Below are 13,342 nucleotides of genomic sequence, written 5' to 3' on the forward strand. Positions count from 1 at the left end.
CGCGTCATTGTGCCGGCTCGACCGGTGCCTGTGAGCGCGGCGGCTCGGCGCGCGACACCGTCGCGGCCTCGATCCAGCGCGTCACGGCCGACAACTGTCCGCCGGACTCGCGATAGGCCTGCAGCTGATAGTCGGCCGAGCTGCCGAACTGCATGATGATGCGGCAGTGCTCGACCTCGGCGAGACATCCCAGAGCCTCCGCATGCGGTGCGACATCCGCGATCATGCGGTTGAGGATCTCCTGGCCCGTCACGGGACCGTCCTCGGTCACGAACAGACAGTCGGTGCCATAGCGCTGCGCCCGCCACTTGTTCTCGACCGCGATCGCGCGCTCGACATTGCCGACGCTCTCCGCAAGATCGGGATTGAGATAGAGGTAGCGTGCCAAAGCACGATAGAGCGAGGCAATCGCCACGGCGTCATCCACCGACGTGCAGACGTCGGGCGCACGCAACTCCAAGGTCGGATGCCGCAGCGACGGCCGCATCGCCCACCAGACATGACTCTCGTCCGGCATCACGCCGGACTTCGTCAGCGCCGCGACATAGCGATCATATTGCTGCTTCGAGGTGAAAAGCTCGGGCAGGCCGCTGCGCGGCAGCTCGTCATAGGCGGCGAGCCGATAGCCCTTCAGGCCCGTCTCGCGCGAATTCCAGAACGGCGAGGACGCAGACAGCGCGACGAACACCGGGATGTGAGGGAGCATCGCCCGCATCACCGCGAAGCGCAGGTCTGGGTCCGGCAACTGGACATGCACGTGCATGCCGCACAGCATGTTGCGCTGGCCGACGATGCGGAGGTCCTCCATCATCTCCGCGTAGCGCGGCTTGGGACTCGGCTGTGAGCTGCGCCACGTCGCGGTCGGATGCGTGGAGCAGGCCAGGATCGTCAGGCCATACTGACTCGCCACGCCGGCAACCTCGCGCCGCAGGAATTTCAGCTCCTCGCGCGCATCGCCGACATCGACATGCACGTTGGTGGCGACCTCGAGCTGCGCCTGCAGCATCTCGCGCATGGCCTGTCCGCCGGTCGACCAGTTGGCGGCCTCGAACAGATCGTCCGGCGTGCGGATCGCGACATCGCGCGTCTGCGCATCGACGAGAAAGTACTCCTCCTCGATGCCGAACGAATATTCCGTGACTTCCTCGCTGCCGGTGGCCGAGCGGATCACCAGACGACGTTCGTCATCGCTCAGGCCGAGCCGCAGCTTCTCCAAGATGCGTGGATCCAATCCCATGTGATCAATCCTGTCAGACGTCAAATGCCGTGAGTCTGAAGCCATGCCTCGAGCAGGGCCGCCTGCCACAGCCGCGAATGTCCCTTGGGGCTCATCTCGGTTTCGGGGTTTTGCAACATGTGGTCGATAAGGTCGCGCTGGTAGAGACCGCGTGCGCGCGCCTTCTCGTCGTTGAGCACGTCGCGGACATAGTCGAGAAACGGGCCGCGCAGATAGCGCAGCGACGGCACCGGAAAGTATCCCTTGGGACGGTCGATCACCTCCGCCGGCACGCAGCGGCGGGCCGCCTCCTTGAGAATGTGCTTGCCGCCGTTCTTCACCTTCAGCTCGGCGGGCATGCGCGCGGCGAGCTCCACCACGTCGTGATCGAGGAACGGCACGCGGGCCTCCAGCCCGAACGCCATCGTCATGTTGTCGACCCGCTTCACCGGGTCGTCGACCAGCATGATCTCGGTGTCGATCTGCAGCACCTTGTCCACCGCCGAGGCGCCAGCGTGAGCTGCGAAGAAGCGCTCCACGAATGCCAGGCTCTCGTCGTCTTCGCCGAGCAACTCCGGCGCCAGCAGCCGCTGCAGATCCGAATGCGTCCAGTCGAAATAGGCATTTTGATATTGCTGAACGGGATCGTTGGCCGAGAGAAAGCCCGGATACCAGCTGTACCCGCCGAACACCTCGTCCGCACCCTGCCCGCTCTGCACCACCTTGACACGCTTGGCGACCTCGGACGACAGGAGATAGAATGCGACCGCGTCGTGGCTGACCATCGGCTCGGACATGGCGGCGATGGCATGGGGCAAGGCGTCGAGCGCGCAGGTGCCGCCTATCCTGATCTGCTCGTGGTTGGTGCCGAACGTCCGTGCAATGATGTCGGAGTAGTGGAATTCATCGCCGGCGTGCTTGCCCACAGCGTCAAAGCCGATCGAGAAGGTGCGGATGTCCTCGTGGCCCAGCTTGGACAGCAGCGCGACCAGCAGCGACGAATCCAGCCCGCCCGACAACAGCACACCGACGGGCACGTCGGCGACGCGGCGACGGTCCACCGCCGATGTCATCGCGTCCAGCAATGCATCCGACCATTCTTCCTGACTCATGGCACGATCGGTGGAGCGCGACGCGCCGACGCTGAACTGCCAGTACCTTTCGCGGCGCTGCGTTCCATCGGGCTCGATCGTCAGCAACGTCGCCGGCTCGAGCTTCTTCACGCCATTGAGGATCGTACGCGGCGCCGGAACGGCGGCGTGAAAACTGAAGAAATGATGCAGCGCCGTTCGGTCGATCGAGGTGTCGACATCACCACCGGCGAGCAGCGCCGGCAGGGACGAGGCAAAGCGGAGGAAGCCCGGCCCCTCGGTGTAGTACAGCGGCTTGATGCCGAGACGGTCGCGCGCGATCACGACGCGTCCGCTGTCGCGCTCCCACAGCGCGAAGGCGAACATGCCCTTGAAGCGCTGAACGCAGGTCTTGCCCCAGGCATGATAGGCCTTGAGGATCACCTCGGTATCGCCGTCGGAGAAGAAGCGATAGCCCTTCGCCTGCAGCTCGGCGCGCAGCTCGCGGAAATTATAGATGCACCCATTGAACACGATGCCGAGGCCGAGCGCGGCATCGATCATCGGCTGCTGCGCGGCGGCTGATAGATCGAGAATGCTGAGACGACGGTGGCCCAGCGCGATTCCGCCCTGCACGTAGAGGCCAGCGGCGTCGGGACCGCGCGCCTGCATCGCATCGTTGACGCGGCCGAGCGCCGCGAGCGCGGGCTGTCCGGAAATCCTGACTTCACCACAAATGCCGCACATCGCGGATCATCCAGTTCCTGTTGTTCTTAGGTGCCGCCGACAACCCTCTGTCTTCGTTTGTGTTCCGCGGCGAGACCGGCAGAGTCTGCGTCAAATAGCGGAACGATTTCAGCGCGTCTGGACGCGCGCGCGACCAGCACGTGATCGGGCGGAACCTCGATCCAGTCCGGCTCCTTGTCAAAAGGCTCGGAGACGGCGATGACCTGGTCACCATCTTCCCGGTAGTAAAGCGAGTTGGCGCGATCATTCGCAGCGAAGCGAAATGCGTAGAGATCGTGGCCGTTCGACAGGGCGGACGTGAAGCGCAGGTGCTCACGCAGACCGTCCTCGTTGACCAGCTGGTGGAGCGCGCGCAGCACGTTCGATGTCGCACCGATCGGGTCCTGATCGATGCCGGCGCCGACGATGGCGAGGAACACGGCTTCGGAATCGGTGGTGCCGAGCCGCGATGGATACAGCGCGTCCGGGATCATTGCCTCGACCTTGCGGCGAAGCCTGTTCCAGCTACCGACGAAGCCGTTGTGCATGAATAGCCAGCGGCCGCAGGCAAACGGATGGCAGTTCTGACGGGTCACGGCCGTGCCGGTCGCGGCGCGCACATGCGCGAAGAACAGATGTGAATGCAGGTGTCGGCAGAGATAGCGGAGGTTCTCATCGGACCACGCCGGGCGCGTCTCGCGATACAGGCCGGGCTCAGGATGATCCCCATACCAACCCAGACCGAAGCCATCGCCATTTGTGCCTGCGGTGGATTCCAGCGCGCGGATGCTCTGCGTCACCAGGGAATGTTCCGGCTCGGTCACATAGTGCTCGAAGGCGGTCGTCTCACCGCGGTACGCGATCCAGCGGCACATCCTGCCCCTCCGGTTCAATCAATGGGCTCGCGGCACGCCTGCGCGTGTCACGTTCTTTCGGAGCAGGCGGAAACGCGTCAAAGCACCCCTGGTTCCCGCGCACTCAGTCACGCACGGGACGTCAGCCTGTGGGAGCGCAGCTCAGCGAGTCATGCGCGAAGGCAACCTTCGTCAGCTCCTGCCGTTCCCGTCCGCACGTCCGAGGTCGCCTCTCCGGGCTCGCGCTTTCGCGGCGTTGCGACAGGTGTTCGATCGTTGCGAGTTGTGCGTAGAGCTCAGGTCCTTTCCAATCGCCATGGCGACACCGACCGTCTCGCCGCACGTTCCTCACAGATGAAGCGACATCGTCGCACTCATGTTCACGCCTCGCCGCGCTCGCGCACCAGCCGTAGCCACGCCGCCGCGGCCGGCGAGAGATAGGCGCCACGACGCCAGGCCATCGCCAGCGTCCATTCGGTGCCGGGCTCGTCGAGCAGGACGAGACTGATCGGCACCTGCGTGCGCTGGGTCGCAATCATGCGCGGCAGAAAGGCAACCCCGAGACCGGCGCCGGCGAGTTCGGCAATGAAATCGATCTGCGTGCTGCGCGCGGCCACAACCGGCTCGAAGCCGTTGCGGCGGCAGGCCTCGCGGAGGATGCGGTTGAGCGCGAAGCCGGCCTCGAACAGCACGAACGGCGTGTCGCGCAGCTCGGCGAGCGTGATCGTCTCGCGGCGGGCCAGCGGATGCTCGACAGAAACGAGCGCCATCAGCGGCTCGCGGCGCACGATCTGCGCGGCAAACTCATCGGCGATCGGCGGCAGCAGGCCGGCAAAATCGATGTCGCCTGCAGCCAGCAATTCGCTGAGCCGGTCGCTGCCGTGCTCCACCAGCCGGATCTCGATCTCCGGATGAAGCTGGCGGTAGAGCGCGAACAACGGCGCGAACAGCGTGCTCGATCCGATCGGCGGCAGGCCAAGGCGCAGCACGCCGCGCGTCAAGCCGCGCAGCTCGGCGAGCTCCGCCTGCAGATCATCGCGCTCCGTCAGCAGCCGGATCGCACGGCGATAGACGATCTCGCCAGCCGCTGTCATGCGGCTCTTGTGGCCGAGCCGGTCCAAGAGCGGCAATCCAAGCTCGTCCTCGAGCTGCTTGACGGCCTTGCTCACGGTCGACTGGGTCGCAAACACCACCTTGGCGGCCTGGGAGAAGCCGCCTTGCCGGACGACCTCGACGAAGGTCCTGAGGGTACGGAGTTCCATAATCGTGCCTTAGTATTCCATTTTGGACTTATTATCATTCAATCAATTCGCTTTCTACATGCTGCGATGCGACATACCTTGAAGGCGCAATCACTTCTCGGACGCGTCGCATGATGCATCGCAGCATTTCCATCGGGGTTCATCGCCTGCTCCGCCGCAACCGGCTGGTGCAGATCGGCCTGTTCTGGGCTGTCGGCGAGGCGCTGGCCCGGACGACCGGCCTGCCATTGCCCGGCGGCATCATCGGAATGGCACTCGCGCTCGCCCTGTTCCTGGCCGGCGGGCTGAAGGTCGCCAGCATGAAGCGCGGCGCGAACTGGATGCTCGCCGAGATGCTGCTGTTCTTCGTGCCGGCGGTGCTGGCGCTGCTCGACCATCGCGAGCTGTTCGGCCTGCTTGGCCTGAAGATCTTTGCCTTGATCGTCGTCAGCACCACCGCCGTGATGTGCGTGACCGCGCTCACGATCGACCTCTGCTACCGTTGGACCGAGCGTCATGACCCTCGCCGCGCTGTGGCGTGAGCCGCTGATCCAGGCAGCTGTCTGGTCGCTCGCGACGATCCTGCTCTATGTGCTCGCCAAGCGCATGCATCGGCGCTGGCCGCGCTGGTGGCTGATGCCGCTCGCGGTGGCGCCAGCACTGCTGATGATCGCAGCGCTCGCGCTCAACGTCTCCTATCGCGACTACATCCGCGGCACGCATTGGCTGGTGGCGCTGCTCGGCCCGGCCACCGTCGCCTTCGCCGTGCCGATCTACGAGCAGCGGGCGCTGATCCGCCGCCGCTGGCCGCTGCTGCTGGCCGGCATGGTCGCGGGGAGCCTCACCGCGGTGGCGACCAGTTGGGCACTGGCCTATGTCCTCGGCATCGATGGCGAGCTGCGTCTGAGCCTGTTGCCGCGCTCGATCAGCACGCCGTTCGCGATGGAAGTCTCCGGCGAGATCGGCGGCATCCCCGATCTCACCGCCGTGTTCGTCGTGCTTACCGGCATCATCGGAGCCGCGGTCGGCGACCTCGTGCTCGCGCGGCTGCCGCTGCGCTCGACGCTGGCCAAGGGCGCGCTGTTCGGCGTCGGCGCGCACGGCGCGGGCACCGCGCGCGCCAACCAGATCGGTCGCGAGGAGGGCGCGGTCGCCGGCCTCGTGATGGTGCTGGTCGGGCTGATGAACGTGGCGCTGGCGCCGCTCATCATTCAGTTCATGCGGTAGCGCGCTCAGCCCCGTGCGAGCGAGGCGATCCAGTTGCTGATCTCGGTCTGCCGCATCCCGTCATTCGCCACGTCCTGGTCGAGCCCCAGCCGCCACAGAATATCGCGCCGGGCACGGTCGTGGTGCAGGATCGCGAGATCGTCGGCGTAGCGCTCGAGCTCCGCCGGAGCGGCGAAGAAGCCCTCCTCGACCAGCGGCTGGCCGATGCGGCGGAGCACCCAGGCGACGTCCTGCAGGCTGAATTCGGGATGATACTGCACGCCCCAGAACCGGCCGCGGCCGCTGCGGATCTCCGCGGCCTGCACCTCGCTCATCGCGTTGCGTGCGGTGACCGTCGCATCCGGCGGCAGCCGGGTGACGATGTCGCTATGGATCGCCGGGGCATCGAACACGGCGCCCCGCGCCGCATGCATCGGATGATCGCGGCCCGCCTCCGTCAGCGCGATCTTGCGCGCGAACCCGACCTCGCGGCCGGCCGGATTGAGCGACACCTCGCCGCCGGCCGCGACGCAGGCGAGCTGAAGCCCCCAGCATGAGCCGAACATCGGCACGCCCTGCGTGAAGATCGCGCGCACCAGCTCGATCTGACGCAGGGATTCCGGCTCGCGCTGATAGATATTGAGCGCCGATCCCGTGATGACGATGCCCTGATAGGCCTCGATCGGCTGCGGCAGGCGCGCATCGGCATCGGCGGGCGTGGCGATGTCGATCGCTGCGTCCGGCGCGAGTGCGCGCAGCACGGCCGCGTAGCTCTCCGACGGCGTGGCGCCTGCGACCTCGGCCCAGCGGCGCCGGCCGTCCAGCGAGTTGCCTTCGAGCACGAGCAGTCTCAGCACTCGTCAAACCTCCGCCCGCCCGATCACGGATCCAACACGCCGCGCAGGAATCGCGCGCTCCGCTCGTGCACCTCCGGCCGGTTCAGGATCGTATGGACGTCGGCATCGATCACCATCACCTCCGCCTTCGCATCGTCCTTGAGCGCGACGGCGCAGGAGCCGGTGACGGCGCGGTCCTTGTTCCAGGGATTGGCGGCCGAGAAATAGGGATCGCGCGCCGAAATCGCGTTCAGCACCGGCTCGCTCGGGCCGATGCCGAGCCCGGGCGCGGTGACGAAGTAGTTGTCCTCGCACGACCACGAATAGATCAGCCGCGCCGCCACGTCCTTGCCGGCGTAGCGGCCGACCGCCACCGCGCCCTCGCTGGTGCCCGCCAGCACGATCCGCAGCCGGTCGACCCAGCTCCAGTCGCGCGACGCCTTCAGCGCGTTCTCCAGCTCGGCCAGCCGCAAGGCGTGGACGTGCTCATAGGTCGCGACGTCGACCGGCGAGGTGTAGGTCAGCCGGTCGGGAATCGCGAGGCTGTCGGGCGCCACCGATGCCACTCCGAGCTCGTCGGCGAGCCAGGCCTGGAACTCCTTCACCGCCGGCGCGACGCCGCTCGACCCGTGCATCACGATCACGAGCGGCGCGATCCCGATCACGTCGGGCGCGTCCTCCGCACGGCCCTCCCAGCGCCGTCCGCCGGCGAGTGTCGCCGGCAACACCAGGTTGGCCCGGCTCCAGGTCAGCGCAAGATTGGCCGGCGACGGCTCCAGCACCGTACCCCTGGTGTCGCCGGGCCTGTCGGCCGCGAGGGTGGCGGTCGCGCAGAGAAAGGCGGCGGCCATCGGCAGGAAACGCGCCACGAACATGATCGATCCGTCCTCCTGCGAGGCGAGCACAGCGAGCCTGGCGCGCACCGTCCGTTTCAATCACGGCATCGGGCTGCGGACAAGCAAGGTGCGACGGACGGTGCATGCAGGGCACCCATGCGGTGATGCGATCAGCAGGCGCGCAGCCGCCGGCGCTGGGCACGCGGCGTCTCCAACGACCGGACGTGATGGCGCGGCGTGGCCGCAGTGCAGACCATCGCATTGAGCGCGCCGGCCGGTACGGCGGCGACCTCGCGCGCTCTTCCGCAGCCGCTGACGGCGCGGAGCCGCGGCACAACCGGCGACATGTCCCGCAAGGCCTCCTGCCGTACGCTCACATCACTCCGGATCTCCACGGGAGAGAGCGCCAGCAGCGTCGCCCGCAAGCCGCGAAGGATGGCGGCCATTGCGCGCGACGGCTGCGCCCAGCGAAACGGCCGGGCCGAACGCTTGGCGCGGCCATCGGCGCGCTTGGCTCGCCCGGCTCCGCTGGCGCGACGGCCGCGCTGATTGGATGCTGATCCCTCGTCATCGACCTGCAACATCAGCCGGAACGGCTGTTCCGAGGGGCCGGCCGCGATCAACAACTTGCGCATGCGTCTCACCTTGATCTCGTCACGGCCAACCCGGCGGCCGCGTTCATCGACACCATGGCGCAAGCGCGGTGACCGCAAGCTGTTGCCCGATGTCAGCGACATGTCAGCTCCGCCGGCGGCATTGTCGCCGGATGGCGACGCGTCGCTCACAGTCTCCCTCCCAGCCGCGCCATCACCAGATCCAGCACGCCGGCGTCGTCGAACGCCGCCGCGGTCAGCGCCGCGCCGGCCGCGATCAGCTCGTCGTGACCGAGATTGGTGCGCATGCCGACGGTGGCGATGCCGGCCGCCGTCGCCGCCGCGATGCCGGCGCGCGAATCCTCGAAGGCGACCGACCGTTCCGGCACGGCATCGATCGCGCGCAGGCCTTCCAGATAGGGCAGCGGGTGCGGCTTGCCGTGCGGCAGCTCGTCGCCGATGACCACGGCGCGAAACCGGTCCATCAGGCCGAGCCCGTGCAGGATCAGCTCGGCATTGGCCCGCGGCGCGTTGGTCACGGCCACCACTGGAATCGCCGCCGCCGCGGCCCGATCGAGCAGCGCCATCAGGCCCGGCAGCGGCTGCACCGCGCCGGCGGCGAGGCTGCGAAACACCTCCTCCTTCTGCGCCATGACCGCCGCGCGCCGCTCGGGCGGCTGATCGGGCAGAAATTGGGCGGAGATCGACAAATTGGATCGGCCGAGCAGTTCGCGTGCCGCCCGCGCGCGGTCGAACACATGACCATATGGCCCGAACACCGCGTTGAAGGCCTGCAGATGCAGCGCATCGGTATCAGCGAGCGTGCCGTCGATGTCGAACAGCAAAGCCCGCCCCTTATTGATAACGCCTCGCATCAGCAAATTGACCTCAACTCATCCGGATGTTGACGCGATCTGATCCAACTCTCGACCAGACCAGCTGTCGTTATTCCTCAAACGGCGTGAAACCGCGACGGGGGAAATTGCGATGATCGGCCAGTTGAGCGCATTGCCTGTTTTGACATCGTCGAGGCTCGGAGCGGCCGCCGCGCTGGTCTCCGTCATCTGCATTGCCGCGCCCGGCGCCGCGCAGGCCGGCCCCGCCAACGGCGACATGGTCAACGGCCAGTACTGCAACGATCTCTGCAAGGCCTATATGGCCTGGTCCGACCGCATGCTGGCCGTCACCCAGCCCGCGTCCTATTCGCGGCCGCAGGTGCGGGTCGCGGTGCCGCAGAGCATGACGCCGAAGAAGATGGACAAGGCCGAGAAGCCGGACCGGATGGCGCAGCATGGGCCGAAGCCGCATCGGCCGGCGAACCTGAACTCATTTGCGCAGCTGCCCTCCGGCACCCAGGCCGCGCAGTCTTCGATGGAGCCGCCGCCGAGCGACCTCGCCGCGTCCGACGCGCCGGCGACAGGTCGGCTGTTCGCCGCCGACCCGCTGCCCCACTCCGCCATCGCCGACATGCGGCGCGCGACCGACGCCGCCGGCCTGCGGCTGGTGTCGATGACCGAGCCCGGCATGGCCCCCGTCACGGTCGGCGAGGCCGGCGGCAGCCCGCGCCCGAAGATGCCCTCGATGTGGATCATGCTTGCCGCAGCTGCGCTGCTGGCCTATTTCGGCCATGGCTGGCTCAAGCGCCGCAACGGCGCGTCGCATCACCTCAACTGAGACGGCAGGAACCGCGACGTCAGGTCGGCCGCGCAACGCCGCGGGAACCATTCCGGACAAATTGACCACCTGCCCTCGCCTGCGACCGGGGCTTCGGTTGAACTCGCAGCGCCGCGGCTCTATGCGTGGGCGATGAACATCGCCCTCACCGCCCCACCGCTGAGTTCCTGGCCGCGCCATCGCGCGGACCTCAAGCCTGCGCCGTTCCTGCCGATGAGCCGGAAGGAGATGGACGCGCTCGGCTGGGACGCCTGCGACATCGTGCTGGTGACCGGCGACGCCTATGTCGACCATCCTTCCTTCGGCATGGCGATCATCGGCCGGCTGCTCGAGGCCCAGGGCTTTCGCGTCGGCATCATCTCGCAGCCCGACTGGCACTCCGCCGAGCCGTTCAAGGCGCTCGGCAAACCGCGCGTGTTCTTCGGCGTCACCGGCGGCAACATGGATTCCATGGTCAACCGCTACACCGCCGATCGCCGCATCCGCAGCGACGACGCCTATACGCCCAATGGCGAAGGCGGCAGGCGGCCGGACCGCTGCACGCTGGTCTATGCGCAGCGCTGCCGCGAGGCGTTCAAGGACGTGCCGGTCGTACTCGGCGGCATCGAGGCGTCGCTGCGCCGCATCGCGCATTACGACTACTGGTCCGACAAGGTGCGCCGCTCGGTGCTGGCCGACGCCAAGGCCGACATCCTGATCTACGGCAATGCCGAGCGTGCGGTGATCGAGGTCGCGCATCGGATCGCCGGCGGCGAAGCGCCGAAGGACATCCAGTCGGTGCGCGGCACCGCGCTGTTCCGCAAAGTCCCTGAGGGCTACGTCGAGCTTCACGCCGACGATCTCGACTCCGCCGACGAAGGCGCTGCGCGCGAGAAGGGCGACGTGGTTATCCGGCTGCCGTCCTGCGAGCAGGTCGAGGCCGACAAGGAAGCCTATGCCCGCGCCTCGCGCGTGCTGCACCGGGAGAGCAATCCGGGCAATGCGCGTCCCCTGGTGCAGCGTCATGGCGACCGCGACCTCTGGCTCAACCCGCCGCCGATCCCGCTGACCATGGCGGAGATGGATAGCGTCTACGATCTGCCCTATGCCCGCGCGCCGCATCCGTCCTATGGCGACGCCAAGATCCCGGCCTGGGACATGATCAAGTTCTCGGTGACGATCATGCGCGGCTGCTTCGGCGGCTGCACCTTCTGCTCGATCACCGAGCATGAGGGCCGCATCATCCAGAGCCGCTCGGAAGGCTCGATTTTGCAGGAGATCGAGCGCATCCGCGACAAGACGCCGGGCTTCACCGGCGTGATCTCCGACATCGGCGGCCCGACCGCCAACATGTACCGGATGGCCTGCAAGGATCCGAAGGTCGAGGCTGCGTGCCGCCGGCCAAGCTGCGTGTTTCCGGAGATCTGCCCGAACCTCAACACCTCGCATGACGATCTCATCCGCCTCTATCGCAAGGTGCGCGAGGTCAAGGGCGTCAAGCGCGTGATGGTGGCCTCCGGCGTGCGCTACGACCTCGCGGTCGAGAGCCCGGCCTACATCAAGGAGCTCGTCACGCATCACGTCGGCGGCTATCTCAAGATCGCGCCGGAACATACCGAGCGCGGCCCGCTCGACAAGATGATGAAGCCGGGCATCGGCAGCTATGACCGCTTCAAGCAGATGTTCGACGCCGCCGCCAAGGAGGCCGGCAAGAAGTACTACCTGATCCCGTATTTCATCGCCGCCCATCCCGGCACGTCAGACGAGGACATGATGAACCTCGCGCTGTGGCTGAAGAAGAACCGCTACCGCGCCGATCAGGTCCAGACCTTCCTGCCCTCGCCGATGGCGACCGCAACGGCGATGTACCACACCGGTGTCAATCCGTTGCGCGGCGTGCGTCACGGCGGCAGTGACAAGGTCGAAGCCATCAAGGGCCTGCGGCAGCGAAGGCTGCACAAGGCATTCCTGCGCTATCACGATCCGGACAACTGGCCGGTGCTGCGCGACGCGCTGCGCGCGATGGGCCGCGCCGACCTGATCGGCTCGCGCCCGGATCAGCTGGTGCCCGCGCATCAGCCGCCCGGCACCGGCAAGGCCGCTGTCACGCGGCGGCCTGTGCGACCCGAGCCGAGGCCGCAACGGTTCACGACCAAGGGCGTGAAGATCAGGAAGTAGTCCGCGCTGGACGACCTCCGATCTCGGCGTCAAGGGCAAGCCCGCACCCCACACTCCCGCGTCGTCCCGGACGAGCGCGCATCGCGCGCGAAGATCCGGGACCCATAACCACAGGGAGACGTGTTGGGCACGCTCTGAGCCACCAGCCTGCCTCATACGACCGCCTATGGTTATGGGTCCCGGCTCAAGGCCGGGACGACATTGAGTTTGTAGGGCCGCCACTCCGTCTCACACGCATCGCAAGCGCCCGCGCGCATGACGCATCCGCGCCCCCTACCACCGCATCCACTCCACGATGTTTGCAAACAGCCCACCGCAGCCCCGCGACGCCATTCGCGCCCAGGTCATGCTGCCGACAACGCCCTCGACAAACGAGAGGGCGCGGGGAAGACCGGACCTCGACTGAGGCCCGTGGCCCGCCTGCAGAAAAAAATGCAGGCGGCAGGTACCACGAGTCCAGCCGGACGACCCGGCCTTCCCCGCGCGCTGGTTTTAACGGCTGCTTCGCGATCTCCCTGGGGACCGGGCTGTCTTGCCCCCATCACCGGCGAGACGCGTCTGACGCATCATCGACCGGCTTGACCTCAGCATCGGGAGGCCAGGACCACGCGACTTGACCGTACGCACCAGGCTCATTCGTCGGCCCGCTTGCGCGAAAGCCCCGAACCCGACACGTCCATCGCTCCCCGCTTGCTACGCTCCGTGACGATCGGCCGAAACGTCCCTCTTCATCGCGAGCGGGATGGCCGGAAACATCGTTCTGATTTGCCCGACGATGCAAGCCGAACAGCGTGCGACAAACTGGCTCGACGGGCAATCTGCGCATGACGGGGATGCGGGAATTGCCCGTCGGGCCGACAGAGAACTGATGAGCACGGACGGGCCGACGTTCGCCACCGATGGCGACCACCTCCTCACGACGCTCATTCATGA

At 67.0% G+C, this 13,342-nt stretch carries 12 protein-coding genes; 4 read left to right on the forward strand and 8 right to left on the reverse strand.

Features of this window, described 5'->3' with window-relative positions:
• Window positions 1–4 precede the first annotated feature (4 nt).
• From ACQR03_RS17235 to ACQR03_RS17250, 4 genes are all read right to left on the reverse strand, one after another.
• Entirely contained in the window at window positions 5–1,237 is a 1,233-nt protein-coding gene (locus ACQR03_RS17235; protein WP_316172723.1) for a carboxylate-amine ligase, read from the reverse strand.
• A gap of 20 nt (window positions 1,238–1,257) precedes the next feature.
• The gene (locus ACQR03_RS17240; RefSeq protein WP_316172724.1) at window positions 1,258–3,033 is read right to left on the reverse strand and encodes an N-acetylglutaminylglutamine amidotransferase; all 1,776 of its coding nucleotides are present in this window, start codon (window positions 3,031–3,033) and stop codon (window positions 1,258–1,260) included.
• Between the two features lie 26 nt (window positions 3,034–3,059).
• A complete protein-coding gene (locus ACQR03_RS17245; protein ID WP_316195708.1) occupies window positions 3,060–3,887 on the reverse strand; it encodes a class II glutamine amidotransferase in 828 nt (275 codons plus the stop codon).
• Window positions 3,888–4,246: 359 nt separating this feature from the next.
• On the reverse strand, window positions 4,247–5,128 hold the full coding sequence (locus tag ACQR03_RS17250) for a LysR family transcriptional regulator (protein WP_315752172.1): 882 nt from the start codon (window positions 5,126–5,128) through the stop codon (window positions 4,247–4,249).
• Window positions 5,129–5,238: 110 nt separating this feature from the next.
• Between ACQR03_RS17250 and ACQR03_RS17255 the strand changes: the two genes are divergently transcribed.
• Both ACQR03_RS17255 and ACQR03_RS17260 read left to right on the forward strand, forming a co-directional pair.
• Window positions 5,239–5,649 (forward strand): CidA/LrgA family protein, encoded by a 411-nt coding sequence (locus tag ACQR03_RS17255; RefSeq protein WP_434841763.1) that lies wholly within the window; start codon window positions 5,239–5,241, stop codon window positions 5,647–5,649.
• Window positions 5,624–6,334 (forward strand): LrgB family protein, encoded by a 711-nt coding sequence (locus ACQR03_RS17260; RefSeq protein WP_315825887.1) that lies wholly within the window; start codon window positions 5,624–5,626, stop codon window positions 6,332–6,334. The genes ACQR03_RS17255 and ACQR03_RS17260 overlap by 26 nt, the downstream gene beginning before the upstream one ends.
• Before the next feature lie 5 nt (window positions 6,335–6,339).
• Here the strand turns inward: ACQR03_RS17260 and ACQR03_RS17265 are convergent, their stop codons facing one another.
• From ACQR03_RS17265 to ACQR03_RS17280, 4 genes are all read right to left on the reverse strand, one after another.
• Entirely contained in the window at window positions 6,340–7,170 is an 831-nt protein-coding gene (locus ACQR03_RS17265) for a type 1 glutamine amidotransferase (protein WP_434841764.1), read from the reverse strand.
• Window positions 7,171–7,193: 23 nt separating this feature from the next.
• Complete coding sequence (locus ACQR03_RS17270) at window positions 7,194–8,024, reverse strand: hypothetical protein (protein WP_434841783.1); 831 nt, start codon at window positions 8,022–8,024, stop codon at window positions 7,194–7,196.
• 131 nt (window positions 8,025–8,155) lie between these two features.
• Entirely contained in the window at window positions 8,156–8,620 is a 465-nt protein-coding gene (locus ACQR03_RS17275; RefSeq protein ID WP_434841765.1) for a hypothetical protein, read from the reverse strand.
• Window positions 8,621–8,766: 146 nt separating this feature from the next.
• Window positions 8,767–9,459, reverse strand: coding sequence for an HAD family hydrolase (locus ACQR03_RS17280; protein WP_316167295.1), 693 nt, complete (start codon window positions 9,457–9,459; stop codon window positions 8,767–8,769).
• Window positions 9,460–9,565: 106 nt separating this feature from the next.
• Here ACQR03_RS17280 and ACQR03_RS17285 point away from each other — a divergent pair, with 106 nt between their 5' ends.
• A complete protein-coding gene (locus tag ACQR03_RS17285) occupies window positions 9,566–10,252 on the forward strand; it encodes a hypothetical protein (RefSeq protein WP_434841766.1) in 687 nt (228 codons plus the stop codon).
• A 132-nt stretch (window positions 10,253–10,384) separates the two neighbouring features.
• Window positions 10,385–12,409: a YgiQ family radical SAM protein gene (locus ACQR03_RS17290; protein WP_434841767.1), complete on the forward strand. Its 2,025-nt coding sequence runs from the start codon at window positions 10,385–10,387 to the stop codon at window positions 12,407–12,409.
• Window positions 12,410–13,342 lie beyond the last annotated feature (933 nt).

Source organism: Bradyrhizobium sp. HKCCYLS3070 (assembly GCF_051167575.1).
Taxonomy (GTDB): domain Bacteria; phylum Pseudomonadota; class Alphaproteobacteria; order Rhizobiales; family Xanthobacteraceae; genus Bradyrhizobium.

Bases quoted from the DNA above. Each gene is read 5' to 3' on its own strand.
- ACQR03_RS17285 (WP_434841766.1), top strand. From the start codon at position 9,566: ATGATCGGCCAGTTGAGCGCATTGCCTGTTTTGACATCGTCGAGGCTC.
- ACQR03_RS17275 (WP_434841765.1), bottom strand. From the start codon at position 8,620: ATGCGCAAGTTGTTGATCGCGGCCGGCCCCTCGGAACAGCCGTTCCGG.
- ACQR03_RS17240 (WP_316172724.1), bottom strand. From the start codon at position 3,033: ATGTGCGGCATTTGTGGTGAAGTCAGGATTTCCGGACAGCCCGCGCTC.
- ACQR03_RS17250 (WP_315752172.1), bottom strand. From the start codon at position 5,128: ATGGAACTCCGTACCCTCAGGACCTTCGTCGAGGTCGTCCGGCAAGGC.
- ACQR03_RS17245 (WP_316195708.1), bottom strand. From the start codon at position 3,887: ATGTGCCGCTGGATCGCGTACCGCGGTGAGACGACCGCCTTCGAGCAC.
- ACQR03_RS17270 (WP_434841783.1), bottom strand. From the start codon at position 8,024: ATGTTCGTGGCGCGTTTCCTGCCGATGGCCGCCGCCTTTCTCTGCGCG.
- ACQR03_RS17290 (WP_434841767.1), top strand. From the start codon at position 10,385: ATGAACATCGCCCTCACCGCCCCACCGCTGAGTTCCTGGCCGCGCCAT.
- ACQR03_RS17255 (WP_434841763.1), top strand. From the start codon at position 5,239: ATGATGCATCGCAGCATTTCCATCGGGGTTCATCGCCTGCTCCGCCGC.
- ACQR03_RS17235 (WP_316172723.1), bottom strand. From the start codon at position 1,237: ATGGGATTGGATCCACGCATCTTGGAGAAGCTGCGGCTCGGCCTGAGC.
- ACQR03_RS17260 (WP_315825887.1), top strand. From the start codon at position 5,624: ATGACCCTCGCCGCGCTGTGGCGTGAGCCGCTGATCCAGGCAGCTGTC.